Below are 23,211 nucleotides of genomic sequence, written 5' to 3'. Positions count from 1 at the left end.
TTCAGCTGAGTTTCAGCCGGCCTTCGCGGCTCTCGGTGAGCAGCCGCTGGGCCGCACGCTCGATCATGCCGATGACGGCATCGAAGCCCGCAACGGGGCCGAAGTAGGGGTCGGGGATGTCCTCGCCGGCCAGTTCGGGCACGAAGTCGGTCAGCAGCAGGATCTTGGCGTGGTGCTCGGGCGCGGCCTTCTTGCGCAGGGCATCGACATGCTCGGACTCCATGGCCAGCACCAGGTCGTACTGGCCGAGCTGCTCCGGCTCGACGCGGCGCGAGCGCCATTTGCGGTCGAGGCTGTACTTGTGCCGCTCCAGTGCGGCGGCGGCACGCGCATCCACCGGGCCGCCGCGCGGGTCGGCATGCACGCCGGCCGAGGCGATGGTCTTGAACACATCGCCCAGCTTGGCCTTGAAGATGGCCTCGGCCATCGGCGAGCGGCAGATGTTGGCGGTGCAGACGAGCAGGATGGCGGCCATCGTGGTTTCCTCAGGCCTGAGCCAGTTCAGTGCGCATGGCGTCGATGACGGCCTTGTAGTCGGGCTTGCCGAAGATGGCCGAGCCGGCGACGAAGGTGTCGGCACCCGCTGCGGCGATCTCGCGGATGTTGTCGACCTTCACGCCGCCGTCGATCTCCAGGCGGATGTCGCGGCCGCTGGCCTGGATGATCTCGCGCGCCTTCTTGAGCTTCTGCAGCGCGGTCGGGATGAAGCTCTGCCCGCCGAAGCCCGGGTTCACGCTCATCAAGAGCACCACATCGACCTTGTCGATGACCCACTCCAGCACGTCCAGCGGCGTGCCCGGGTTGAACACCAGGCCGGCCTGCTTGCCCTCGGCCTTGATGAGCTGCAGCGTGCGGTCCACATGGGCGCTGGCCTCGGGGTGGAAGGTCACCACGTCCGCGCCGGCGCGGCAGAAGGCCTGGGCCAGGCTGTCGACCGGTTGCACCATCAGGTGCACGTCGATGACGGCCGGCTTGCCGTCGGGGTGCACCGCGTGCTTGCGCAGCGCCTCGCAGACCATCGGGCCGAAGGTCAGGTTGGGCACGTAATGGTTGTCCATCACGTCGAAGTGGATCCAGTCGGCGCCAGCGGCCAGCACGGTCTTCACTTCCTCGCCCAGGCGGGCGAAATCGGCGGACAGCAGGCTGGGGGCGATGCGGTATTGAGGGGCGGCCATAGCCATCGATTCTAGATTCGGGGTGTCAGGCGCCCGGCCGCTTGAAGCTGTCGCGCGCCTTCTGCGCCTCGGCCCAGTGGTGGCAACCGGGCTGGTGGTCGTTGATGAGGCCCATGGCCTGCATCAGCGCATGCATGGTCGTCGGGCCGACGAACTTCCAGCCGCGCTTCTTCAGGTCCTTGGACAGCGCCTCGGACGGCGCCGACGTCGCCAGGTTGTGGGCCACCGAGTTCTTGGGTGGCTCGAAGCGCCACAGATAGGCGGCCAGCGACCCTTCCGCCGCCACCAGCTCTACGCAGCGCCCGGCGTTGTGGATGGCCGCCTCGATCTTGCCGCGGTGGCGCACGATGCCGGCATCCAGCAGCAGGCGGTTCACGTCGGCAGTGCCGAAGCGAGCCACCTCGTTGTAGTCGAAGCCCGCAAAGGCTGCGCGAAAGGCCTCGCGCTTGTTCAGGATGGTCCGCCACGACAGGCCGCTCTGGAAGCCCTCCAGGCAGAGCTTCTCGAAGAGCCGGAAGTCGTCGCCCACCGGCCGGCCCCACTCCTCGTCGTGATAGCGCAGATAAGTCTCGTCGCCGGGCGCGGCGGCGCACCAGGCGCAGCGCGGCCGGCCATCGGGCGGCAGGTAGAGCGGCTTCAACGGTATTTCTCGGCCAGTTGGCGCAACACGCCGTCGCGCTCCAGGCGGCGCAGGGCTTCGGTCAAGCGCTCGACGATGGGCGCGGGCAGGTCGTTGCGCACGGCCACGTACTGCGATTCCTCCTGGAAGGACGTCCTGCCCAGCTTGACCTTGTCGCCCATCCGGGAGTCGCGGATGTGGCGCAGCAGGTTGATGTCCTGACCGTAGATCGCGTCGGTGCGGCCCAGGGTCAGCATCTGCAGGGCCTCGCGCTCCGAGCCGACCTCGGCCAGGTTCACGCCCGCCGTGTCCAGCTTGCGCGCCAGCGCGGTGCCGCGCGCCACCAGCACGGGCTTGACCTGGCTCATCGTGGCCAGGTCCAGCAGGGTGTCGACGGGCCGCAGGTCGTCGACCCGCTGCACGATCACATGGCGCACGCCGTACAGCGGCACGGGCACATAACGCCATTGGCGCTCGCGCTCCGGCGAGCGCAGCAGGCAGAAGAACACGTCCACCTGGCTATCGGCCAGCAGGCGCTCGACGCGGCGCAGCGGCAGATGCTGGTCCAGCCCGCTGAAGCGCAGGCCGGGGTCGACACGCTCGACTGCGCGCAGCACTTCCATGCAGATGCCGGGCTTCTGGGGGGGGGCCGTCGGGGTCGTACTTGACGATGGAACTTGCCTGCTGGACTGTGCGCAGCGACAGTTCTTGCGCGTGGCTGGTCAGCAGCGCGAGCAGGCAGATCAGCCCGCAGCCGGCGCGCAGCAGCATTTAGGATCACGCGGTCCAGGGAACATGCGTGGAGCATAGCGCTCGACGCCGGCAGAATGCGCTGATGGCCAACCCTCGTTTCAGTTGCACCGTTGCAGTCCAGGCCCTGCCCGAGCAGACCCATCTCGAGCAGGGGCTGTATGCCTTCAGCTACACCGTCACCATCGAGAACAGCGGTGATGTGCTGTCCCAGCTCGTCGGCCGGCATTGGGAGATCACCGACGCCCGCGGTCAGGTGCAGATCGTCGACGGCCTGGCCGTTGTCGGCCACCAGCCCGTGCTGGCGCCGGGCCAGAGCTTCCAGTACAGCTCCTGGGCCCAGATCACCACGCCACAGGGCACGATGTGCGGGCGCTTCCTGTGCGTCACCGAGGGCTGCGAGGTCTTCTACACCGAGGTCCCCGAGTTCCTGCTCGCTGACAGCGCCTCTCTCCATTGACCTGGGACCTCACCGCCCTCCTGAACGCGGCCGACCCGCAGGCGGCGCTCGCCGAGCGCAATCTGTGGCTGGTGCGCCTGCTCGAATGGCTGCGCCACGCGCCGCGTGAGGAAGCCGCCGCGGGCACGCCGCGGCCCCTCGTGCGCCTCAAGCACCTGCTCAACGTGCTGGAGCGCCACCCCGAGCACGCCTGGGCGTTCGCCAACGTCATCGGCGGGGTCTGGAACGATGTCGACGCCGTCTCGCTGTTCGCCGAGGTGGGTTTTGCGCCGCGCATGGCGCTGTGGCACGAGTTCCTCGGGCGCCTGCGCCGCCGCCTGCTGCCGGCCACCACCGACACGCGCGACCTCGCGGCGCTGTTCGAGCTGCTCTTTGGCAGCGAGACCGACGAGGACTGGATCGCCGCCATCGACGACGAGCTGCTGGCACGGCTGAGCCTGTTGTTCGCCGCCACGCCCGACGACGGCTGGCGCGTCGAGGCGCGCGCCGCCATCACCGTCCTCATCAGCCATGTGCAGGCCGCCGGCCTGGCCGGGCCGCTGCGCGTGCGCATGGACGAGCCGCTGCTGCAGGACAAGCCCTTTCACCAGTTGCCCACCGCCTGGGCAGCCGTCGAGGGCGCGCTGGCCGGCACCGGTGGAGACACCGCCGCGCTGGACTCGGCCCTGCAGTACCTGCACGCGCTGCTGGACCGCTGCCGCGCCGCTGCACAGTCCGTGCCCGAGCACCTGGAGATCCACGGCGTGTCGGTGGACCTGATGTTCTCCGTCGAGCAGCTCACCGCACGGCTGGAGCGCATCGAGGCGCTGCTGGCCTGCCTGCTGTCGCACGAACCCCAGCGCGAGCTGCTGCGCCTGGTGGCCGGCCTGGTGCGCGTCGTGCACGAGAGGCGCAGTCTGCGCATGCTGTTCGCGCGCCACTACTCGCTGCTGGCGCGCAAGGTGGCCGAGCGCAGCGCCGAGACGGGCGAGCACTACATCACCCGCAGCCGCGAGGAATACCTCGACATGCTGAAGCGCGCGGCCGGCGGCGGCGCCGTGCTGGCGGGCACCACCTTCCTCAAGTTCGGCATCGCCCTGCTCGGCTTCACGGCCTTCTGGGGCGGTTTCTGGGCTGGCGTGAACTACGCGTCCTGCTTCGTCCTCATCCACCTGCTGCACTGGACGGTGGCGACCAAGCAGCCGGCCATGACCGCCCCGGCCATGGCCGACAAGCTGCAGCACATCGACCGCGACGACGGCGTGGTGGGCTTCGTCGACGAGGTGACCCATCTCGTGCGCTCCCAGGTGGCCGGCGTCATCGGCAACCTCAGCGTCGTCGCGCCGCTGGTGCTGGCCGTGCAGGGGCTGTGCTGGGCCGTGTTTGGCGCCCCGCTGGTGGGCGAGAAGGACGCCCACTACGTGCTGCACTCCCTGAGCCTGTTCGGCCCCTCGCTGCTGTTTGCCGCCTTCACCGGCACGCTGCTGTTCGCGTCCAGCATGATTGCCGGCTGGGTGGAGAACTGGTTCGTCTTCCACCGCCTGGACAGCGCCATCGCGTGGAACCCGCGCATCGTTGCAACCGTCGGCCAGGCGCGCGCGCAGCGCTGGTCGGCCTGGTGGCGAGCCAATATCTCGGGCCTGACGGCCAACATCAGCCTGGGCCTGATGCTGGGCCTGGTGCCGTCGCTGTTCGGCTTCCTCGGCATCGGCCTGGAGGTGCGCCATGTGACGCTGTCCACCGGCCAACTCGCCGCCGCCGTGGGTGCGCTTGGTGTCGGCGTCATGGCGACCTGGGCCTTCTGGTCCTGCGTGCTGTGCGTTGCCGGCATCGGCATGCTGAACGTCGGTGTCAGCTTCTTCTGCGCCTTCAAGGTGGCGATGCGCTCGCGCGGCATCCGATTGGCCGACCGCAAGCGCGTTTACGCCGCCATCCGCGCGCGGCTGCGGCGCCAGCCGCTGAGCTTCTTGATCGCGAAGAGCTAGTCGTCCTTGCGCTCGCCCTTGTTGCGGCCCGAGAACATGGTCCACCAGATGATGAAGACAAAGATCAGCAGCGCGCCGAGGGCTTCGAGGACGAGGAGCAGCATGGGATGGTGGGCGCGTGGGGTGTTGGCTGCGATTCTAGGAAGCCTGGCCGCCTGCTCTTCACCGCCGCTGCAGCCGCCTTCGCCACCCCAACCGCGGGACACGGCGCCGGTCTCACCCTCTACGCCACGGCCTGCGCCGCAGCGCTGGGTTGCCGCCGACTGGAAAGACCTGCCCGGCTGGGGCGGCGACGACCTGCTCGCCGCCTGGCCGGCCCTGCTCGCCGGCTGCCAGCGCCCCGCACCCGGCTGGGCCGAGTTCTGCGCCCGCGCCGCGCTGCAGGCCCCCGGCGATGCGATGGAGGCCGCGCTGCTGCTGATGAAGCATCTGCGCCCCTGGCGGCTGGCCGCCGACGACGGCGAGGCGACCGGCCTGCTGACCGGCTATTTCGAGCCCCAGCTCACCGCCAGCCGCACGCGCCAGGGCGCCTTCCAGTGGCCGCTGCATGCGCTGCCGGCCGATGCCACGCTGCGCCGCACGCCGCGCCGCGACATCGAGGCCAACCCGCGCTTCACGATGCTGGAGCTGGCCTATGTCGACGACCCCTTCGGCCTGTTGCAGCTGCAGATCCAGGGCTCGGGCCGCCTCGTCGTGCGCGACGCGGCAGGCGCCGAGCGCCTCAGCCGGGTCGCCTTTGCCGGCCACAACGACCAGCCCTTCCAGTCCGTCGTGCGCGTGCTGCTGGACCGCGGCGAGGTGGGTGACGCCACGCCGCGCACCCTGGGCGACTGGGCGCGCCGCAACCCGGCCAAGGTGCGTGATGCGCTGGCGGTGAACCCGCGCGTCGTCTACTTCCGCGAGGAGGCCCTGCCCGATGCGAGCCAGGGCCCGCGCGGGGCCCAGGGTGTGCCACTGACGCCGGGCCGCTCCGTCGCCATCGACCGGGCCTTCATCACCCTGGGCACGCCGCTGTGGCTGGACAGCACCGAGCCGCTGTCCACGACGCCGCTGCGCCGCCTCGTGCTGGCTCAGGACTCCGGTGGCGCCATCCAGGGCGCCGTGCGTGCCGATCTGTTCTGGGGCTGGGGCGAGGCTGCCGCGTTGCAGGCCGGCCGCACCAAGCAGGCGTTGCGGCTGTGGGCGCTGTGGCCCGAAGGGCTTATTCCGAAACCTTGACGCCCTTCCAGAAGGCGTAGCGGCCCTTGATCTCCGCTGCGGCGGGCAGCGGGTCGGCGTAGTACCAGACGGCGTCCGGGTTCATCTCACCGTTGACGAACAGGCTCAGGTACTGCGCCTGACCCTTCCAGTGGCAGCCGCTGCGGTGGTTGGAGAAGGTCGTGTATTCCTTCTTCAGTGACTCGGCCGGGAAGTAATGGTTGCCTTCGACGACCACGGTGTCGTTGCTTTCGGCGAGGGTCACGCCATTCCACACTGCCTTCATCGTCTGCTCCGGGAGAATCGAGGGATGCGACGCTACCACTCCCACCTTGGCCGAGACATCGTCGTCACCGGCGGCAGCTCCCGGGACCTGGAACCTGGGCAGTTCGGCGTGCTCGCCATCGATGGCGGCGCAGGCGGCTGGTCGGTTGTGCACAAGGGGCCGGACGGCGACGTGGACGAACTCAACAACGAGATGCACTTCGAGACGCCGGAGGAAGCGCTGGCGTTTGCGAAGGAGTTGATCGGGATGCTTCAAGGCTAGGTCCGATTCACGCGCTCGGCGCTCCCGGCACACGTGTAATTTGTGACAGCGTCTAGGGATTGGTGCTGCGGTGCTGCACGACAGAATGAGCGGCACTAACCGCACGAGTGCTTGGATGCAGTCGGGTTCTTGCCTGGCGTGACCGACCCCCGTCCGACGCTCGATCCAGACGAGGGTGACACCTTGTCGCCAGGGAGATCGTTTTGAAGTTCTTGTTGTCTGCCCGCTCGCGGGCTGCCCTGTATGGTTTGCCGCTCGCATTCGGCCTGAGTGCCTGCGGCGGCGGTGGAGGGGGTGGGGCCAGCACGCCGCCGCCTGCCACGCCCGCGTCCGCGGCGCCGTCCTGCACCAATGGCGCGACCGATCCGCCGTTCTGCACCACGTTTCCGGCGCCAACCGCGACGGTCGCCAGCTTCACGCCGACAGCCAGCGCCAAGGATGTGTCCATCACCGGCGAGCTGACCGTGAACCTCATGCTCGCCAACGTGCAGAGCATCGACGCCAAGGCCACGTATTGCGGCCGGACGGCCCTGTCGGCGAACGTGAGGGTCGCCCTCCTGGACAACAGCGGGACAGTCACCGTGCGCTACCCGGATGCGCTGCCCTACAGCACGGATTGCACCTGGGAGATCCAGGGCACGGCCTACGGCAAGAATGCGCAGACGACGACGTGGTCGCAAAGCAGCCGCTTCACGACGGAGGCGCTGGGTGTGCTTCACTACGGCGAAAAGGTCTACGCCCTGCATGGCCTCACGCCGCTGGCCGTGGAGCGCAAGGCCGACGGCAGCTTCAGCCTCACGCAGGTGGGCAACGAGAGTTCGCATCGCACCACGGCGTTCTCCGGCACGTCCATCACCGACTGCGTGCGCAACCTTCGCAAGACCTCCACCGGGACGATCTGGCTGAGTTGTGTAACCAACGATGACGGGCTGCGCCGCAATCTGGTCATGAACCCCGCGCGGCAAATCGTGCGGGATCCCGTGCCGCAGGACGGCGCCGAGCCGGCACTCACGGATGCCGGCTGGGTGCAGAGCGCCCCGTACGACGCGGCGACGCTGCCGGAGTGGCGCTTCAAGGCCAAGGCCTCCACAGGCTGGTTCGTGGCGAACAACCCGCCGACCACGGCGAGGTTCATCGACAACGCGGGCAATGTGACCACGATCTGGAATGAAGATTCGGTGAGCGTCCCGGCGCGCGAAGTCTTCTTTGTCGTCGAGAACTAGAGGCGGTGGCTTGTGGGGGCCATGACGGCCGCGCAGCGGTAACCTGCCGTCATGCCTCATGAGCTTTCTCCGCTGACGCTGTATGGCGCGCAAGCCTCCGGCTCGGTCGCCGTGGAGGCCGCGCTGACCCTGCTGGGCCAGCCCTACACGTTGATCGAAGGCGCCACCTGGGCTGAGGCGGCTGCGCGCGAGCGCGTGGCGCCAACCAACCCGATGCGCCAGATCCCGACGCTGGTGCTGGCGGGCGGCGAGGTCATGACCGAGAGCGCGGCCATCCTGATCTATCTGGCCGACCTGCATCCCGAGGCGCGGCTGGCGCCGGCTGCCACCGACCCGCGGCGGCGGCAGTTCCTGCGCTGGATGCTCTACGTGTCGTCGGCGATCTACTCGCTGCATTGGATCAAGCCGGACGTGAAGCGCATCGGTGCGCCCGAGGCCTCGCGCGAGTCCGTCGTCGCTGCCGTGCATGACCGCATCGCGTTCTGCTGGGCCAACATGGACCGGCAACTCACGCCGGGCGACTACCTGCTGGGTGGCGAGCTGACGGTGCTGGACCTCTACGTCGCCGTCGTCTCGCGCTTCGGGCCGTGGCGCGAGCGCTTTGCCGAGGTCGCACCAGGCATGGCGGCGGCCATCCGCCGGGTGGACGAGGAACCGAGGTTGGCGGCGCTGTGGCGGGAGCGGTTTCCGCAGGACTGAAGGCGTGCATCTTCACCTCTGGCCTTGGTGGAGCCCTGAAGCACAACATTTCCTTGGCATAGTCGCCGCGCCCGCAACCGCTGCGGTCCCGAGACCCCAAGAAGGAGTTGCCCTTGTTCAGGTTCCTCTTCCGGTGCTGCCTCTTCCTCGCCGGGCTGACGCTGATCGCCGACACCGGGCTGCCCACCCGTGTCGAGCAACTTCGGGTTGACCGGCACACCAGCAGTTTCAATAGCGATCGCCACGGCCCCGGGAGCGGCGACACCAGCTACACGCTGCATCTGATCGACGGCAGGGTGTCGACATGCTCCGTCGGCTATGCGCTCTACACGCGGCTGAAGGACGGCGACCGTATCGAGGTCCGCTCCACCCGGCTCTTCAAGAACTGCATCCGCATCTCGCAGGGCGACGACGTCATCGAGGACGACAAGCACTGGAAGTACCTCGGGCTCATCTTCGGAGCGCTGCTGATCGCCTCCGCCGTGGGCTGGCTGCGTAGCGACGATGACGACGACCGGGGCGGGTTCGGCATACGCCTGGGATAGCCTCGGGCTGACGGTTCATTTCACAGGAGGCCTGCCACCGATGCCTGCACAACGCTTCAACGTCTTTGGCCGCCTCTTCGACATCGAGCGCGGCGGTGACCGCTGGTTGGTGCTGGCGGTAGGCAACGACGGCAAGCGGGCGCCGGCCGGGTTTGTCATTCCGGAGTTCGTGGCGCCCGAGGAACTGGAGCAGTTCCTGTTCGACCTGTTTCATGAGCAGGCGGCGTACAAGAAGGGTGGGATATTTCGGATTGAACGAACGACCTAGGTTCACCAATGGCACTTCCCATCGCAACTCGGAAAACTGCATTCCTTGCCGGGATGTCGCTGTTTGTGCTGGTCATGCTTCTTGGCCAGCTCAAGCTGCGCGGCGTCATCCCGTATGACGCGGACAGTCCTGAGCTGTTCCCGTTTGTCGTCGGCTATTTTCTGGTGACGGCATGTGTCTTTGTCATCGGCCTGAACAGCTTCACGTCAAAGGCGCTTAAGACCCGAATCCCGATGGTCTATTTCCCGACCAACAGAGAAGGCGCTCGCTTTCTGTTCACCGTGTGGGGACGGATGCTCATATGGTTCATTGGCGCTGTGGTCGGGGGCGCCATGTTCGCTCTGATTGAGGGCGTGCTGCAGTGACCCAACCTTAGGGTCGGATGCCCGCGCTCAAACCTGCCCACCCGCCTTCGCACCCTTGCCCTGCAGCACCGGCGCATCTGGCATCCCGAGCAGATCGGCCGCCAGCGCCTCGGCCACCTCGATGCCGTCGACCCCGGCCGACATGATCCCTCCTGCATAACCCGCGCCCTCGCCGGCCGGGAACAACCCGCGCACATTGACGCTCTGGTAGTCCCGCCCGCGGTTGATGCGCAGGGGGGACGACGTGCGTGTCTCCACACCGGTCAGCACCGCATCCGGCCGGTCGAAGCCGCGGATCTGGCGGGCAAACGCCGGCAGGGCTTCGCGGATGGCCTCCAGGCAGTAAGGCGGCAGCGAGCCGCGGCCCTTCTGCTGCAGGTCTGTCAGCGTGACGCCGGGCTTGTAGCTGGGCGCCACGCCGCCGAATTCCTTGCTGACCTGGCGCTTGACGAAGTCGCCCACCAGCGAGCCCGGGGCCAGGTAGCCACCGCCACCCAGCTCGTAGGCGCGGCTTTCCCAGATGCGCTGGAAGGCCATGCCGTCCAGTGGGTTCACGAGGCTGCCGTCGCGCTTGCCGTCCTGGCGGTAGTCCTCGGGCGTGAGGCCCACGACGATGCCGGCGTTGGCGTTGCGCTCGTTGCGCGAGTACTGGCTCATGCCGTTGGTGACGACGCGGTCGGGCTCGCTGGTGGCCGCCACCACCGTGCCGCCAGGGCACATGCAGAAGCTGTAGACGGCGCGGCCGTTCTTGGCGTGGTGGACGAGCTTGTAGTCGGCCGCACCGAGGATCTCGTTGCCGGCCGCCGCGCCGAAGCGGGCCGCGTCGATCAGCGACTGCGGGTGCTCGATGCGGTAACCGATGGAAAAGGGCTTGGCCTCCATGTGCACGCCGCGGGCGTGCAGCATCTGGAAGGTGTCGCGCGCGCTGTGGCCCAGCGCAATGACGACGTGGGTCGTGTCAATCTGCTCGCCGGACTCCAGCGTCACGCCACGCACGGCACCGTCCTCGATCAGCAGATCAGCCATCTTCTGCTGGAAGCGGATCTCGCCGCCCAGCGCTTCGATGTCGGCCCGCATCTTGATGATCATGCTGACCAGGCGGAAGGTGCCGATGTGGGGCTTGCTGACGTAGAGGATCTCGTCGGGCGCGCCGGCCTTGACGAACTCGGTCAGCACCTTGCGCGTCAGGTGGCGGGGGTCTGTGATCTGGCTCCACAGCTTGCCGTCGGAGAAGGTGCCGGCGCCGCCCTCGCCGAACTGCACGTTGCTCTCGGGGTTGAGCTTTTGCTCGCGCCACAGGCCCCAGGTGTCTTGCGTGCGCTCGCGCACGGCCTTGCCGCGTTCCAGCACGATGGGGCGCAGGCCCATCTGCGCGAGGATCAGCGCGGCGAACAGGCCGCAGGGCCCGAAGCCGACGACGACGGGGCGCGGGCCGGTGTGCTCACTTAACCGGGCCAGGAAGTGGTAGCCGGTGTCGGGTGTGGGGCGGATCTGGTGGTCGCCGGCGAAGCGGGCCAGCACGGCGGCTTCGTCGGCACCGTCCACCAGCGTGCAGTCCAGCGTGTAGACGAGCTGGATGTCGCTGCGCTTGCGGGCGTCGTAGCCGCGGCGAAAGACCTGGATGCTGGCCAGCTCGGCGTCGGTGAGCTTGAGCCGCGCCAGCACGGCGGGGCGCAGGGCGTCTTCGGCATGGGCCAGCGGCAGGCGGAGTTCGGTGATGCGGATCATGGTTTGGTCGATATCTAGCCGACAAAAACAAACAGGCCCCGCGGGGCCTGTGTGATGGAAACCGTCAGGGGGTCAGCCCGAGGATTTGCCTGAAGCTCAACCCGAATGGGGGCGCTTGCCCGGGTTCTTCTTGGAGCGGGTGTGGGCACCGCGCTCCAGGCTGCTCAGCTGGCCCTTGCCAGCGGTGAAGGTCACGCCCTTGGGGGCTTCGGGACGGGGGGTGGCGCGGCGAGCCGCTTCGGTGATGATCTTGTTGCCCATGAGTGGCTCCAGTGAAACTTAAGCCCACAGCAGGGGCAAAACGACGAAAGGGGCGGATTTTAGCCTGTCCGGCCTAGCCAGGTCTCAAAGTCCGGCAGATCCATCGGTTTGGCCAGCAGATAACCCTGAATCAGGTCGCAGCCGCAGGCCTTGATGCAGGCCAGTTCGGCCTCGTTCTCGACGCCCTCGGCCGTCACCGTCAGGCCCAGCCCCTGGCCCACGCCGACGATGGATTTCAGCAGCGCCTGGCGGCGTGGGTCGACGTTGACATCCTGGATGAAGCTGCGGTCGATCTTCAGCTCGTCCACCGGCAGGTGCTGCAGATAGGCGAGCGATGACTGGCCGGTGCCGAAGTCGTCGATGGCCAGGCGCACGCCCCAGCTCTTGAGCGCATGCAGCACGGCGATGGGGTCGGCGCCGCTGGCCATCAGCCCGGTCTCGGTCACCTCCAGCTGCAACTGGCCGGGGTCGACGCGGTACTCGGCCAGCAGGGCTGCCAGGCGGGCGGGCAGGGCCTGGTCCTGCAGGTCCAGCGTCGAGATGTTGACGGCGATGGACAGCGGCTCGCGGCCCTCGGCCTCCCAGGCGGCCAGCGTGCGCACGGCGCGGGCCAGCATCCAGTCGGTGATCTGGCGGATGCGGCCGCTGCGTTCGGCAAACGGGATGAAGTCGCCCGGCGGCAGCCAGCCGCGCTGGGGGTGTTGCCAGCGCACCAGGGCCTCGGCGCCGCTGATGCGGCCGGTCCGCAGGTCGCGCTTGGGCTGCAGGAACTGGCGCAGCTGGTCTTGCTGGATGGCGGTGGCGAGGTCGGACAGCAGGCTCAGGTGCAGGGTCCGCGCGGCCTCGGCGCCGGGGTTGAAGATGGCCACGGCCTGGCGCAGCCGCTTGGCCTCGAACATGGCCTGCTCGGCGCGGCGCAGCAGGGCCTCGGTGTCGGCCGCGTGCTCGGGCCAGTGGGCCACGCCCAGCGACACCGACAGGTCCAGCGACTGGCCCTGCCAGCTCAGCTTGTGCTCCACCTCCTCGCGCAGCTGGGTGGCCAGGGCCGTGCCGTGGTCCAGCCGCAGCACGGGTGCCAGCGCCGCAAACGTGCCGCCGGCCAGGCGGCCGTAGGCGGCCACGCCCTCGAACAGCCCTTCCAGCTTGGCCGCCGCTCCCTTCAGCAGCGCGTCGCCGGCGTCGAAGCCGAGCACGCCGTTGACGGCCTTGAGCCGGTCCACGTCGATGCAGATCAGCACGGCCAGCCGCTCACCCTCGGGCAGGTTGGCCAGCAGCCGGTCGCCGTCGGCGATGAAACGGGCGCGCTGGGGCAGGCCGGTCAGCAGGTCGACGTCGGCCAGGCGGCGCAGCTCGGCCTCGCGCTCGCCGACGGCCGCAGCCATGGTGTTCATCGCCGTGGCCATGTGGCCGAGCTCGTCGGCCGAGTCGACCTCGATGCGGTGGCCGTACTGGCCCTGGGCGATCAGCTCGGCGCCGTCCTCGGCGCGCTTGAGGGGCAGGATGATGGAGCGCGTCACGCCCACGGCCAGCAGCGCGCCGCCGATGAGGGCGCCGATGCACAGCGCCAGCACGCCGGTGCGGTCGACGTCGATCTGGTCACGCAGCTCGCGGGCCTGGGCCGTGCCGGCGCGCTCTTCGCTGGCGGCCAGCTGGTGGATGGCGCCGACGAACATGGACAAGGCCGATTCGGTGTCGCTGCCGAGCAACGCGCGCGCGGCATTGAAGTCGTCGCTCTCGATGAGGTTGCGCACGTCGACATAGCTGGCGCGGTAGTCGGCCAGCCGCTGGCGGACTTCGGCCAGGCGCTCGCTGCGCGGGCCCGCCGGCAGCACCAGGGCCAGGCGCTGCATCGCGTCGTCGAGCCGGTTGTTGGCCGACGCGATCTCCGGGTAGGCGGCCACGCGCAACTCGGAGTCGGGGCTCATCAGCACCAGCAGCTTGCGGGCGACGGCCTCGGCATTGCGGTTGATCTCGTTGACCGAGTCGCGGATGACGGCCTGGTCATCGACGATGCGGTTCAGCGCATCCGACAGCCCCGTCAGGCGATAGGCCGACAGCGCCGCCAGGCCCAGCAGCAGCAGCAGCAGCAGGCCAAAGGCCAGGCCCAGGCGGGTGCGGATACGCAGCCGCCTTGCCAATTTCATTCGGCGCTCCAGCGCGTTAGCAGCAGCCGGGCCGTGGAGACATTGGTCGCGCAGGGCACGTCGTGCACGTCGCAGGCGCGCACCAGGGCATTGATGTCGGGCTCGTGGGGCTGGGGCGTCATCGGGTCGCGCAGGAAGATGACCCCGTCCAGCTCGCCCACCGCCAGGCGCGCGCCGATCTGCAGGTCGCCCCCCATCGGGCCGCTCAGCATGCGCTCGATGTCGAGGCCATGGGCCGCGGCAAGGCGCGTGCCCGTCGTGCCGGTGGCCAGCAACTGGCAGCGGCGCAGCAGGGGCAGGAACTCGGCGGCCAGGGCGATCATGGCGTCCTTCTTGCCGTCATGGGCGATCAGAGCGAGTTTCATTGTCAGCAGGGCTTTCAGGACCGCAAAAGATTGACGTTACACGCAAGGCGTCGTCATAAACACGCAAGACTTGGCACATTGGCACATTGCCGGGTGCTGTTACTCGACTGATCCCCGGCTGTTCCTGCGCGCGCTGCTGCCAAGCCCTGGCAGTGGCCGGGTGCAGCATCGCAAACTCAATTCGCCAATCCACAACGCCATGAACTTCCGCCAGCTTCATCAAGGCCCCGAGCTCCTGAAGATCGCCAACGTCTGGGACGCCGGCAGCGCCGTCCTCGTGCAAGCCCTGGGCGTGCCGGCACTGGCCACCACCAGCGCCGGCCTGGCCTGGGCCCTGGGCTATGCCGACGGCAACCACCTGCCCATCGCCGAGCATGCCGCCGCCATCCGGCGCATTGCCCGTGTGGCTCGCGTGCCGTTGAGCGTCGACAGCGAGGCCGGCTACAGCGACGACCCGGCCGCGGCGGCCGACAACATCATGCGCCTCGTCGAGGCCGGTGCCATGGGCATCAACCTGGAGGACGGTGCCGGCGCGCCCGCCCTGCTGTGCCGCAAGATCGAAGCCATCAAGGCCGCGGCGGCGAAGGCCGGTGTCGACCTCTTCATCAACGCCCGCTGCGATGTCTACCTGAGGAACCTGGCACCCGGCCGCGCGGCGGAGGAGGTGCTGCTGCGCGCGCGCGACTACGCGGCGGCCGGTGCCGACGGGTTGTTCGCGGCCGGCGTCACGGCGGTGGCGGACATCGAGGCCCTGGTGGGCGGCCAGCCGCTGCCGCTGAACGTGATGGCGCGGCCGGCCCTGCCCAGCCTGGGCGAACTCCAGCGCCTGGGCGTGCGCCGCATCAGCGCCGGCAGTGCCGTTGCCGAGGCCGCCTGGGGCCGGGCGCAGCGCGCGGCGGCGGGCTTCCTGGCGGAAGGCGGCGGCGCCGAGTTGTTCGACGGCGCGGCGCCGTATCCGCAGATCAATGGCGCGCTGAGCGCCGCCACCCCAGCTCAGGGCTGAACGGAGACCCTCAGCTGTAGCTCCCGTTCGGGCTGGCCGGCCGCATCGCGGCTGCTGAGGGTGCCGCGCGGTGCAGGTGCCGCCGTGCCGCCGCCGCTGCGCGCGACGGTCTGCCAGCGCTCCAGCGGCAGGTCCAGCGTGGACTGGAAGGCGTTGCCGTCCTCGTCGACGCTGAACTCGACCCGCACCGGCGCGCGGCCGCCGGCCCAGGTCGGCGTGACGGTGAAGCTCTGCGACACCCGGCGCTCCTGCGGGCGAGGGCTGGCGTAGATGCGGCGCTGGCTGCCGTTGGGGTCGAGTTCGACGACGGCGTCCACCCATTGCAGCGGCTCGCGCGTCGTCAGTTGCATGGCGGCACGCTGGCCGTTGCGCACCAGCAGGCGCTGGGCCGGCTGGGGGGCGGCCTGAGCCGTGGAGGTGACAACGCCCGGCCCACGCGGCGACACCGTACCGGCCGTGCCGACGACTACCGCGCCGTCGCGCACACCGGCCTGGGCGGCGGGCGGCAGATGGCTCTCCACCCAGCGCAACTCGACGAGCAGGGCCACCGCCGGCGGTGCGGCCATGGCGGTTACTGCGGGCAGGGCCAGCAGGCTCAGCAGGAGCAGGGGGCGGCGCTTCATGCGCCTGAGCTTAATCCGCGGCGGCCTTGGCCCTGAGCTGCAAAAGCCGTGGTCCGAACAGGTTGATCGCCAGACCCGCCATCACCAGCGCCGCAGCCATCAGCTTCCAGGCCGGCAGCGGTTCGCCCAGCAACAGGCTGGCCGACCCCATGCCGAACACCGGCACCAGCAAGGCCATGGGCACGATGCGCCCGGCCGGGTGGCGGGCCAGCAGCCAGCTCCAGACGCCGTAGCCGAACAGCGTGTTGCCCACCGACTGCCACAGCACGGCGCCCCAGGTGCCGGCATCGGCGGCTGCCAGGCCTGCGGCGACCTGCTGTGGCCCGTCGACCAGCAGGGCCAGCACCACCAGCGGCGGCACGGCGAAGGCGCTGCTCCAGACGACATAGGCCAGCATGTCGATGCGGCCGGCGCGCTGCGTCAGCAGGTTGGCGCAGGCCCAGGAGAAGGCGGCTGCCAGGATCATGGCCAGGCCCAGCGGCGTCGTCGAGCCGTCGGTATGCGAGGCGATGACCACCACGCCGCCGGCCGCCAGCAGCAGGCCCAGCCACTGGGCGCCCAGCACCTTTTCCTTGCGGATGCGCACGGCCAGCAGCAGCGTGAAGAAGACCTGGGTCTGCACGACGAGCGAGGCCAGGCCCGGCGAGATCTGGCTGCGCATGGCCAGGTACAGCAGGCCGAACTGGCCGACGCCGATGAACAGGCCGTAGCCCGCCAGATTGCGCCAGTCCACCTGCGGCCGGCGCAGGAAAAAGCAGGCCGGCACGAAGGCGATGGTGAAGCGCAGCACGGCCAGCGTCATTGGCGGCAGCGTGTGCAGCGCGTACTTGATGACGACGAAATTGCTGCCCCAGATGGCGACGACGGCGAGGGCGAGCAGGAAATGGCGCAGCGGCAGGGCGCCGGTGGTGGGGGAGGGCGGCATCGGCCCAGTCTAGGCGGGGCGGGCTTCTACAATTTTGCGTGGACTATCTGGTGCCCGGTTCATCGCTGGCTGGCCTTGAAGCCGCCGCCGAGGCTGGCGGGGCCGAGGCTTGGGCGGCGCTGGCCTGGCACTTGCGCCAGCGCGACGGTGCCCGTGCGCTCGCGCTGTGCGAGAAGGCCCTGGCCGAGCCCGACCTGACGCCGGCGCTGCAGGCCAGGCTGGCCTTGGCGCGCTGCGAGATCGCGGCGCTGCAAGGGCGACTCGACGAGGCCGAGGCTTTGCTGGCGCAGGCGCGTCGCGACCCCGGGCTGGAGGGCGATGCGCTGCTGGCCGAAGCCTGTGTCGCCAAGGCCCGCGGCCAGCGTGAGCGCGAGCTGGAGGCCCACGCCCGCGCGGCGGCCTGCCACGCGCGCGGCCCGGATGGCCGCCGCCAGGCCATTGCCGCTGCCTGGCTGGCCTACGAACAAAGCTTTGCCAGCCCGGCCGATGGCAGCGACGCCGCCCACGACCCGGCCGCGGCCGCCTTTGCCGACGCAGCCCTGGCTCTGCCGCTGTCGCGCCGCGACCCGGTGCGCGCGGTCGAGCTCTTCCTGCGCGCCGCCGACGCGGCCCGCCACTGGGGCCTGCTGCGCCATGCGCTGATCTGCACCATCAATGCCGGCACGGCCCTGCAGGGCCTGAGCGAATTCGACCGCGCCGCCGCCTGCTACGACCAGGCCACGCTGGACTCGCGCGCCACCGGCTGGCCCGCGCTGGTCGGCGCCTGCGAGACGCGGCTGGGCGCCTTCCTGAAGGAGATCGGCCGGCTCGATGAGGCCCTGGTGCTGCTGGGCGACGCGCTGGCCTCGCTGGCCGGCGTGCCGCCGGGCATCAACAAGGCCAATGCCTGCGCCGAGCTGGCCCAGACCCTGCTGTTGCTGGGCCGCGGCGTCGAGGCCGTCGGGCCCATGACCGAGGCGATCACGATGTACCGCGTGGCGCGCTCGACCGACAACCTGACGGTCAACCTGATCGGCCTGGCGCGGGCGCTGTCGGCGGCCGGCCAGGTGGAGGCCGCGCTGGCGGCGCTGGCGGAAGCCGAGGAGTTGATTGCGCGCCACGGCTTCAACGCCCTCGTCGTCGGCGTGCAGGAGGCGTTGACCGAGATCCATCGCCGTCACCCGCGCCTGCCCCCGCCGCCCGGCCTGGCGCTACCCAGCGCGGCCCTGCATCACGGTGAGGCGACGCTGTCCGAGGGGCTGAAGATCGCCGGCTGGAAGGCGCCCGCCGCCTTGCACGTCGCCCTGGCCGACGACTGGGCCGCGGCTGGCGACATGGGGCGCGCCTATGCGCATGCGCGCCGCGCGCTGGTCGTCAAGGACCGTGAGGCCGAGCGCATGCGGCTCAGCCACCCGCTGGCGGCCCTGCGCCGCGGCCCGGCGCCACCGCTCGCTGCCGGCGCCACGGCTGCCGAGCGCCTGCTCAGCCCCAAGGAGCGCGAGGTGCTGGTGCTGGTGGCGCGCGGCTATGCCAACAAGGAGATCGCCACGGCCCTGGCGGTCAGCGACGAGACGGTCAAGTCCCACCTGAAGCGCATCTACGCCAAGCTGGAAGCGGGCTCGCGCAAGCATGCGGTGACACGGGCTCGGGCCTTGGGGGTCATCGCCATCGCCGGTTAAGGGAATTCCAGCGGCGGGTTTGTGCTCCCCGCGCTCGGGTGTCCCCCGCCGCGGGGGATGGGCGGGCCGGCGAGGGCGCCGCACAGTGGCCTCACCCCGGACACGACGACCACCAAGCGGGGCCGGCGACATGAACGCAGGCCCGGCAGGCGGAGCGCTGTCCGCCCGCAAACACTCATCCCTTCCGCCATGAACCGAGAACCCTTCTCCGCGCTGCGGCGCCTGGCCCTGCTGGGGGGCTTCGCCGCCCTGCTGGCGCCGGCCCACGCCACCCAGCTGGTGCACCAGAACCTCAAGCAGATGATCGCGGCCGCCGACGTCATCGTCAGCGGCGACGTCGCCAAGGTCAGCGATGGGCTGGACCGTGGCGTGCCCTTCACCGAGGTGACGCTGAAGGTCAAGGGCAGCGTCAAGCGCGAGCTGGCGGCCGACAGCGCCTACCGCTTCCGCCAGTACGGCCTGCTGAAGAACCGCCGCATGGCCGACGGCAAATTCCTGCTGGCCACGCGCATCGAAGGCCTGCCGTCGTGGACCGTGGGTGAAAAGGTCACCGTCTTCATGAACAAGCCGTCGGCCCGCACGGGGCTGACCAGCCCGGTCGGCCTGGCCCAGGGCAAGTTGACCGGCAGCGGCGCCAAGCTGGCCAACGCCTTCGACAACCGCGGCCTCTTCCAGGGCATGAGCGTGGACCCGGCGGTACTAAGCCCGCTGGAGGCCGACATGCTGACCCGCAACAGCGGCGCCGTGGACGGCGGCGTGCTGAACCAGCTGGTCAAGCGCGCGGTGCGCGAGGACTGGATTGCCAAGGGAGTGATGCGCTGATGAACGCCTTTGCCTTCAAATTCCCGCTGGCCGCCGCGCTGCTGGCGGCCGCCTCGCTGGCTCAGGCCGCCGGCCCGCTGATGCTGACCGAGCACCCGCGCAACCCGCAGCCCATGCGCTGGGACACGGCCAAGCCCATCCAGGTCTACACCGACATCGGCCCGCTGACCTACCGCAACGACGGCTCGGTGTTCTTGAGCAACGCCCAGGCCGACAAGATCACCGCCTTCGCGCTGAAGCAGTGGAGCGATGTGCCGACGTCGACCTGGAAAGCCGTCACCGATCCGGCCAAGTTCAAGAAGTTCAGCCAGCTTGCCGGCGTGGGCGTGGACGTGAAGGACGGCGAGACCGCCAAGCGCGTCTACGGCCAGCCGCTGGAGGGCGGCCTCTACGTCATCTACGACCAGAACGGCCAGGTCATCGAGGAGTATTTCGGCGTGCCCAAGGACCAGGTGCTGGGCATCGCCTTCGCCGAGATTGCCGAGGACCGCGACGGCGATGGCTACCCCGAGACCATCGTCAAGGCCACCGCCGTCATGAACGGCTATGTTGTGCCGCACGAGCCGGCCGACCCCAACCAGCCCTGGATGCCGCCGCCCGACGTGGACGGCAAGCGCATCGCCGGCGTGTTCACGCACGAGTTCGGCCACGCCATCAACCTGTCGCACTCGCAGGTCAACGGCGCCATGGCCTACTTCAGCGAGCCGGGCTATTACGAGGCCTACCCCGGCGTGCCCGGCTGCGTGCCGGCCATGCACTCCTGGGGCAGCGCCGACCCGTCGGCCCGGCGCATCGACCCGAAGTACATCGAGACGATGTTTCCCTTCATCGATCCGACCTACCCCGATGCCAACGGCCGCAACGCCGGTTACGAGCAGAGCACGGTGGACCGCAGCGACGACATGGCCGGCATCTCGGACCTCTACCCGAGCGCGAGCTACGCCAAGACGCGCGGCTCCATCGCCGGCACGCTGTTCCTGAAGGACGGCCGCACGCCCTATGGCGGCATCAACATCATGGCCCGCAACATCGCCGACCCGCTGGGCGACGCGATCTCGGCGATGAGCGGTGACAAGACACAAGGCCTGGTCGGCCCCGACGGGCGGTTCCGCATCAACAACCTGAAGCCGGGCGCGAAATACCTGGTCTACCTCGAGGAGATCGTCGCCGGTGGCTACCCGACGACGCCGACGGCGCTGGTCTCGGAAGCCGAATACTGGAACAGCAATGAGCAGTCCAACGCGTCCCGGGACAAGGCCTGCACAGCCAGCACGATCACGGCCGAGGCGGGCGTCACCAAGACGGCCAACTTCTACTTCAATGGCTACAAGGACGGCGTGCAGTACACGCCCATCGTCTACGGCTTCCTGGGCAGCATGTCCAAGGACGGCGAGCGTGCAGCCGGCTGGATCGACAACAAGCCCTTCGTCTGGGATTCACGCACGGGCGTCGAGTGGGCGCCGGACGGCGTCGTCGGCGTCAACACCAGCATCACGCGTGACGGCCGCAAGCTCATCGTGCAGGCCGACCTGGACGGCCGCGTCATCGGCACCGACTGGGAGGGCCTGCCGATGAAGACCAACTCGGCCACCATCTGGGACACGCGCACCGGCGGCCTGACCGACCTGGGCACCCTCAACCGCGACCGCTGCGGCGGCAGCAGCCAGATCGGTTACTCCAGCAGCTACGGCTGGGCGCTGGACTCGACCGGGCGCACGGCGGTGGGCACGGCCTATGTGGACCGCAACGGCGACGGCAGCTGCGAGGGCGGCTGGTCGGGTGACAGCACGATTGGCGGCGAGATCATTCCCTTCATCTGGACGGCCGGCCGCGGCATGCGGGCGCTGAGCCTGGAGGGCGTGGACCTCACGACCGAGCCCTGGCACCGGGCGCATGCGGTGTCGGCCGACGGCCGCGTCGTGCTGGGCAACAGCAACTTCTCCAAGGCCTATGCCTGGGTGGACGAGGGCAAGCCCATCGACCTCTACAAGGCCATCGGCGCGGTCGACGGCTACGCGATGACGCCCGACGCCGGCCGTGTGGCGCTGATGACCGAGAAGGACGGTGTGGTGCTGTGGAATGCCAACAAGGGCAGCAAGGCCGGCGCGTTCACGAAGATCCGGCAGATGCAGTGGTGCGTGGACATGCCGCTGCTGGGCCTGGACATCAGCTGCGAGAGCGAGGGCGCGGCGTCCATCCAGCAGCAGTTCGGGCCGATTCCCGTGCAGGTGGCCGACATCAGCGACGACGGCAAGGTCATGATCGGCTCGGCCGGCCTGTGGTTTGGCGGCCTGCGCGGCGTCATGTGGCTGGAGGACATCGGCTGGATCCAGCTGGCCGATTTCTTCCGCACCCAGGGCGTGGCCGAGGCCTACCGCTACGGCCTGGACGGCCCGGGCTCGATGAACGCGGCCGGCAACGAGATCGTCGGCGGCATCCCCGGTTATCCGATGAGCTGGTACGTCGACCTGAAGAAGGCCTTCGTCTGCAAGCACGGCAACTCGACGGAAGTCAGCTTCCCGAGCGAGTTCGTCGATGAAGTGAAGCGCGGCGCGCGCATGGGGCGCTGCGAACACCTGCGGACAACCACTCGCTGACACGATGCATGAAGCCTGCGGGGCGAGCGCCGGGCCGCTCCCTAGCCGGCCCGCGCTGGCGATGTGCTTGTGGCTCAATGCCGCAAGCATCGCCGTCCCCTCGGGGGACCGGCCAAGGTAATCCTTGGACGAGGGGCTTCAGTCAATACAGGTGCGGTTGCGCCCTTCGGCCTTGGCTTTGTAGAGCAGGCGGTCGGCGCGCTCCAGCGTTTGCGCCAGCGTGTCGCCACGGCGGTGGCCGGTCAGGCCGATGGAGACGGTGATGGCGACCTGCACGCCGCCGCCGACGTCGATGCGCAAGGCAGCGGTCTGCTGGCGCAGCCGCTCCATGCCGGCCACGGCGGGCGGCATGGCGGTGTCGGGCAGCAGCACGAGGAACTCCTCGCCGCCCCAGCGGGCCAGCACGTCGGTGCCACGCATGGCGGTCTGGCCGCCCTGGGCGAAGGCGCGCAGCACGGCGTCGCCGGCCGCGTGGCCGTGCTCGTCGTTGACGCGCTTGAAGTGGTCCAGGTCGACGACGGCAACGCAGAAATCGTGGTGATGGCGCAGGGAGCGGAGCATCTCCTGGTCCATCAGCGCCTGCATCTGGCGGCGGTTGGGCAGGCCGGTCAGTTCGTCGCGCGTGGCAATGGCCTGCAGCTGCGCCAGAGCGCGGGCCAGTTCCTCGCGCTGGTCAGACAGACGCCGGCGGATGCGGCTCAGCCGTGCCGTCAGCGTGGCGACGGCGGGCAGCATGCACGCCAGCATCAGGAAGTGGCCGATCTCGACGGCGGGCGGATAGCCCAGCGGCTCGCGCACGGCCATGACTCCCATGACGCCGCCGAACAGCGCCAGCGCGAACAGGCTCAGCACATAGGCGTTGCGCGCGCGCAGCTGGAACATGCCGAACATCAGGATCAGCGTCAGCACCGGGAAGACGGCGCCGCGCAGCGGGCCTGCCTGTGCGTAGCCCAGAGCCCCGGCGGTGATGGCGAAGGCGATCTGTACGCTGGTCAGCGAGGGGTCGCTGAAGCGCAGCGACCAGCCGCTGCGGATGGCGGCGTAGATCAGGGCCATGCCGCCCAGCGACCCGGCCGACCAGGCCCACAGGAACAGGCCGCGCTCGCCGTGGGCAACGCCCACCGCGTAATGCAGCATGGGCACGCACAGGCACATCAGTGCCATCGCCAGCGATGTCTGGCGCAGCCGCAGCCGTTGGGCCGACTCACTGCCCAGCCACAGATCGCCCAGCCGTCGGAGGTGCGACATCGCCATGACGCAAGCCTAACGCGGC

The 23,211-nt window shown here is 69.4% G+C and carries 25 protein-coding genes; 13 read left to right on the top strand and 12 right to left on the bottom strand.

Annotated features, from left to right (window positions below):
- Position 1: 1 nt before the first annotated feature.
- The 4 genes from AC07V5_RS02065 to AC07V5_RS02050 are packed head-to-tail and all read right to left on the bottom strand — an operon-like array spanning position 2 to position 2,417.
- Positions 2 to 475, bottom strand: coding sequence for a low molecular weight protein-tyrosine-phosphatase (locus AC07V5_RS02065; RefSeq protein WP_495113810.1), 474 nt, complete (start codon positions 473 to 475; stop codon positions 2 to 4).
- Positions 476 to 485: 10 nt separating this feature from the next.
- Complete coding sequence (gene rpe / locus AC07V5_RS02060; protein WP_495113809.1) at positions 486 to 1,175, bottom strand: ribulose-phosphate 3-epimerase; 690 nt, start codon at positions 1,173 to 1,175, stop codon at positions 486 to 488.
- Positions 1,176 to 1,200: 25 nt separating this feature from the next.
- On the bottom strand, positions 1,201 to 1,815 hold the full coding sequence (locus tag AC07V5_RS02055) for a DNA-3-methyladenine glycosylase I (RefSeq protein WP_495113808.1): 615 nt from the start codon (positions 1,813 to 1,815) through the stop codon (positions 1,201 to 1,203).
- A complete protein-coding gene (locus AC07V5_RS02050) occupies positions 1,812 to 2,417 on the bottom strand; it encodes a substrate-binding periplasmic protein (RefSeq protein WP_495113807.1) in 606 nt (201 codons plus the stop codon). The genes AC07V5_RS02055 and AC07V5_RS02050 overlap by 4 nt, the downstream gene beginning before the upstream one ends.
- A gap of 212 nt (positions 2,418 to 2,629) precedes the next feature.
- On the opposite strand from AC07V5_RS02050, the gene apaG reads away from it, so the two are divergent.
- From apaG to mltA, 3 genes are all read left to right on the top strand, one after another.
- Positions 2,630 to 3,004: a Co2+/Mg2+ efflux facilitator ApaG/CorD gene (gene apaG / locus AC07V5_RS02045; protein WP_495113806.1), complete on the top strand. Its 375-nt coding sequence runs from the start codon at positions 2,630 to 2,632 to the stop codon at positions 3,002 to 3,004.
- On the top strand, positions 3,001 to 4,968 hold the full coding sequence (gene tlpB, locus AC07V5_RS02040; RefSeq protein ID WP_495113805.1) for a transporter-like protein TlpB: 1,968 nt from the start codon (positions 3,001 to 3,003) through the stop codon (positions 4,966 to 4,968). The genes apaG and tlpB overlap by 4 nt, the downstream gene beginning before the upstream one ends.
- Before the next feature lie 123 nt (positions 4,969 to 5,091).
- Positions 5,092 to 6,186, top strand: a complete 1,095-nt coding sequence (gene mltA / locus AC07V5_RS02035; RefSeq protein WP_495113804.1) for a murein transglycosylase A — start codon at positions 5,092 to 5,094, stop codon at positions 6,184 to 6,186.
- Here the strand turns inward: mltA and AC07V5_RS02030 are convergent.
- A complete protein-coding gene (locus AC07V5_RS02030) occupies positions 6,170 to 6,451 on the bottom strand; it encodes a DUF427 domain-containing protein (RefSeq protein ID WP_495113803.1) in 282 nt (93 codons plus the stop codon). The two genes, mltA and AC07V5_RS02030, sit on opposite strands and share 17 nt — an antisense overlap.
- 24 nt (positions 6,452 to 6,475) lie before the next feature.
- Between AC07V5_RS02030 and AC07V5_RS02025 the strand changes: the two genes are divergently transcribed.
- The 6 genes from AC07V5_RS02025 to AC07V5_RS02000 all read left to right on the top strand — a co-directional run bounded on the left by AC07V5_RS02025 (position 6,476) and on the right by AC07V5_RS02000 (position 9,812).
- A complete protein-coding gene (locus AC07V5_RS02025) occupies positions 6,476 to 6,712 on the top strand; it encodes a hypothetical protein (protein ID WP_495113802.1) in 237 nt (78 codons plus the stop codon).
- Positions 6,713 to 6,915: 203 nt separating this feature from the next.
- Complete coding sequence (locus AC07V5_RS02020) at positions 6,916 to 7,935, top strand: Ig-like domain-containing domain (RefSeq protein ID WP_495113801.1); 1,020 nt, start codon at positions 6,916 to 6,918, stop codon at positions 7,933 to 7,935.
- A 51-nt stretch (positions 7,936 to 7,986) separates the two neighbouring features.
- Positions 7,987 to 8,634, top strand: coding sequence for a glutathione S-transferase family protein (locus AC07V5_RS02015; protein WP_495113800.1), 648 nt, complete (start codon positions 7,987 to 7,989; stop codon positions 8,632 to 8,634).
- 113 nt (positions 8,635 to 8,747) lie between these two features.
- Positions 8,748 to 9,179 (top strand): hypothetical protein, encoded by a 432-nt coding sequence (locus AC07V5_RS02010; protein ID WP_495113799.1) that lies wholly within the window; start codon positions 8,748 to 8,750, stop codon positions 9,177 to 9,179.
- Positions 9,180 to 9,219: 40 nt separating this feature from the next.
- Positions 9,220 to 9,447: a DUF7661 family protein gene (locus AC07V5_RS02005; RefSeq protein ID WP_495113798.1), complete on the top strand. Its 228-nt coding sequence runs from the start codon at positions 9,220 to 9,222 to the stop codon at positions 9,445 to 9,447.
- 8 nt (positions 9,448 to 9,455) lie between these two features.
- On the top strand, positions 9,456 to 9,812 hold the full coding sequence (locus tag AC07V5_RS02000; RefSeq protein ID WP_495113797.1) for a hypothetical protein: 357 nt from the start codon (positions 9,456 to 9,458) through the stop codon (positions 9,810 to 9,812).
- Between the two features lie 27 nt (positions 9,813 to 9,839).
- Here AC07V5_RS02000 and AC07V5_RS01995 read toward each other — a convergent pair whose 3' ends face one another.
- The 4 genes from AC07V5_RS01995 to AC07V5_RS01980 form a co-directional block, all read right to left on the bottom strand.
- Positions 9,840 to 11,540 (bottom strand): NAD(P)/FAD-dependent oxidoreductase, encoded by a 1,701-nt coding sequence (locus AC07V5_RS01995; RefSeq protein WP_495113796.1) that lies wholly within the window; start codon positions 11,538 to 11,540, stop codon positions 9,840 to 9,842.
- A gap of 96 nt (positions 11,541 to 11,636) precedes the next feature.
- Entirely contained in the window at positions 11,637 to 11,801 is a 165-nt protein-coding gene (locus AC07V5_RS01990) for a hypothetical protein (RefSeq protein WP_495113795.1), read from the bottom strand.
- A gap of 59 nt (positions 11,802 to 11,860) precedes the next feature.
- Positions 11,861 to 13,945 carry a putative bifunctional diguanylate cyclase/phosphodiesterase gene (locus AC07V5_RS01985; protein ID WP_495113794.1) on the bottom strand — a complete coding sequence of 695 codons (2,085 nt, stop codon included), beginning with the start codon at positions 13,943 to 13,945 and terminating at the stop codon, positions 11,861 to 11,863.
- Complete coding sequence (locus AC07V5_RS01980) at positions 13,942 to 14,316, bottom strand: methylglyoxal synthase (RefSeq protein ID WP_495115651.1); 375 nt, start codon at positions 14,314 to 14,316, stop codon at positions 13,942 to 13,944. The genes AC07V5_RS01985 and AC07V5_RS01980 overlap by 4 nt, the downstream gene beginning before the upstream one ends.
- Positions 14,317 to 14,509: 193 nt before the next feature.
- On the opposite strand from AC07V5_RS01980, the gene AC07V5_RS01975 reads away from it, so the two are divergent.
- A complete protein-coding gene (locus tag AC07V5_RS01975; protein ID WP_495113793.1) occupies positions 14,510 to 15,313 on the top strand; it encodes an isocitrate lyase/PEP mutase family protein in 804 nt (267 codons plus the stop codon).
- On the opposite strand, the gene AC07V5_RS01970 is transcribed toward AC07V5_RS01975, so the two are convergent.
- A complete protein-coding gene (locus tag AC07V5_RS01970) occupies positions 15,304 to 15,936 on the bottom strand; it encodes a hypothetical protein (protein ID WP_495113792.1) in 633 nt (210 codons plus the stop codon). The two genes, AC07V5_RS01975 and AC07V5_RS01970, sit on opposite strands and share 10 nt — an antisense overlap.
- Positions 15,937 to 15,946: 10 nt before the next feature.
- Positions 15,947 to 16,834, bottom strand: a complete 888-nt coding sequence (locus AC07V5_RS01965; RefSeq protein ID WP_495115650.1) for an EamA family transporter — start codon at positions 16,832 to 16,834, stop codon at positions 15,947 to 15,949.
- Between the two features lie 65 nt (positions 16,835 to 16,899).
- On the opposite strand from AC07V5_RS01965, the gene AC07V5_RS01960 reads away from it, so the two are divergent.
- The 3 genes from AC07V5_RS01960 (at position 16,900) to AC07V5_RS01950 (ending at position 21,938) form a co-directional block, all read left to right on the top strand.
- Complete coding sequence (locus AC07V5_RS01960) at positions 16,900 to 18,519, top strand: response regulator transcription factor (RefSeq protein ID WP_495113791.1); 1,620 nt, start codon at positions 16,900 to 16,902, stop codon at positions 18,517 to 18,519.
- A 189-nt stretch (positions 18,520 to 18,708) separates the two neighbouring features.
- Positions 18,709 to 19,341: a hypothetical protein gene (locus AC07V5_RS01955; protein ID WP_495113790.1), complete on the top strand. Its 633-nt coding sequence runs from the start codon at positions 18,709 to 18,711 to the stop codon at positions 19,339 to 19,341.
- The gene (locus AC07V5_RS01950; RefSeq protein ID WP_495113789.1) at positions 19,341 to 21,938 is read left to right on the top strand and encodes a hypothetical protein; all 2,598 of its coding nucleotides are present in this window, start codon (positions 19,341 to 19,343) and stop codon (positions 21,936 to 21,938) included. The genes AC07V5_RS01955 and AC07V5_RS01950 overlap by 1 nt, the downstream gene beginning before the upstream one ends.
- 138 nt (positions 21,939 to 22,076) lie before the next feature.
- Here the strand turns inward: AC07V5_RS01950 and AC07V5_RS01945 are convergent, their stop codons facing one another.
- On the bottom strand, positions 22,077 to 23,186 hold the full coding sequence (locus AC07V5_RS01945) for a GGDEF domain-containing protein (RefSeq protein ID WP_495113788.1): 1,110 nt from the start codon (positions 23,184 to 23,186) through the stop codon (positions 22,077 to 22,079).
- Between the last annotated feature and the right edge of the window lie 25 nt (positions 23,187 to 23,211).

The sequence above is a fragment of the Roseateles sp. GW821-FHT02E12 genome (genome assembly GCF_059421665.1).
Note: the sequence above shows the minus strand (reverse complement) of the source record. Positions and strands in the feature narration are given on the sequence as shown.

What these genes read in the sequence shown, in the direction of transcription:
- AC07V5_RS02065 (WP_495113810.1), bottom strand. Translation starts at nt 475, where the DNA reads ATGGCCGCCATCCTGCTCGTCTGCACCGCCAACATCTGCCGCTCGCCG.
- rpe (WP_495113809.1), bottom strand. Translation starts at nt 1,175, where the DNA reads ATGGCCGCCCCTCAATACCGCATCGCCCCCAGCCTGCTGTCCGCCGAT.
- AC07V5_RS02050 (WP_495113807.1), bottom strand. Translation starts at nt 2,417, where the DNA reads ATGGAAGTGCTGCGCGCAGTCGAGCGTGTCGACCCCGGCCTGCGCTTC.
- apaG (WP_495113806.1), top strand. Translation starts at nt 2,630, where the DNA reads ATGGCCAACCCTCGTTTCAGTTGCACCGTTGCAGTCCAGGCCCTGCCC.
- AC07V5_RS02030 (WP_495113803.1), bottom strand. Translation starts at nt 6,451, where the DNA reads ATGAAGGCAGTGTGGAATGGCGTGACCCTCGCCGAAAGCAACGACACC.
- AC07V5_RS02025 (WP_495113802.1), top strand. Translation starts at nt 6,476, where the DNA reads ATGCGACGCTACCACTCCCACCTTGGCCGAGACATCGTCGTCACCGGC.
- AC07V5_RS02015 (WP_495113800.1), top strand. Translation starts at nt 7,987, where the DNA reads ATGCCTCATGAGCTTTCTCCGCTGACGCTGTATGGCGCGCAAGCCTCC.
- AC07V5_RS02005 (WP_495113798.1), top strand. Translation starts at nt 9,220, where the DNA reads ATGCCTGCACAACGCTTCAACGTCTTTGGCCGCCTCTTCGACATCGAG.
- AC07V5_RS02000 (WP_495113797.1), top strand. Translation starts at nt 9,456, where the DNA reads ATGGCACTTCCCATCGCAACTCGGAAAACTGCATTCCTTGCCGGGATG.
- AC07V5_RS01995 (WP_495113796.1), bottom strand. Translation starts at nt 11,540, where the DNA reads ATGATCCGCATCACCGAACTCCGCCTGCCGCTGGCCCATGCCGAAGAC.
- AC07V5_RS01990 (WP_495113795.1), bottom strand. Translation starts at nt 11,801, where the DNA reads ATGGGCAACAAGATCATCACCGAAGCGGCTCGCCGCGCCACCCCCCGT.
- AC07V5_RS01985 (WP_495113794.1), bottom strand. Translation starts at nt 13,945, where the DNA reads ATGAAATTGGCAAGGCGGCTGCGTATCCGCACCCGCCTGGGCCTGGCC.
- AC07V5_RS01975 (WP_495113793.1), top strand. Translation starts at nt 14,510, where the DNA reads ATGAACTTCCGCCAGCTTCATCAAGGCCCCGAGCTCCTGAAGATCGCC.
- AC07V5_RS01970 (WP_495113792.1), bottom strand. Translation starts at nt 15,936, where the DNA reads ATGAAGCGCCGCCCCCTGCTCCTGCTGAGCCTGCTGGCCCTGCCCGCA.
- AC07V5_RS01955 (WP_495113790.1), top strand. Translation starts at nt 18,709, where the DNA reads ATGAACCGAGAACCCTTCTCCGCGCTGCGGCGCCTGGCCCTGCTGGGG.
- AC07V5_RS01950 (WP_495113789.1), top strand. Translation starts at nt 19,341, where the DNA reads ATGAACGCCTTTGCCTTCAAATTCCCGCTGGCCGCCGCGCTGCTGGCG.
- AC07V5_RS01945 (WP_495113788.1), bottom strand. Translation starts at nt 23,186, where the DNA reads ATGTCGCACCTCCGACGGCTGGGCGATCTGTGGCTGGGCAGTGAGTCG.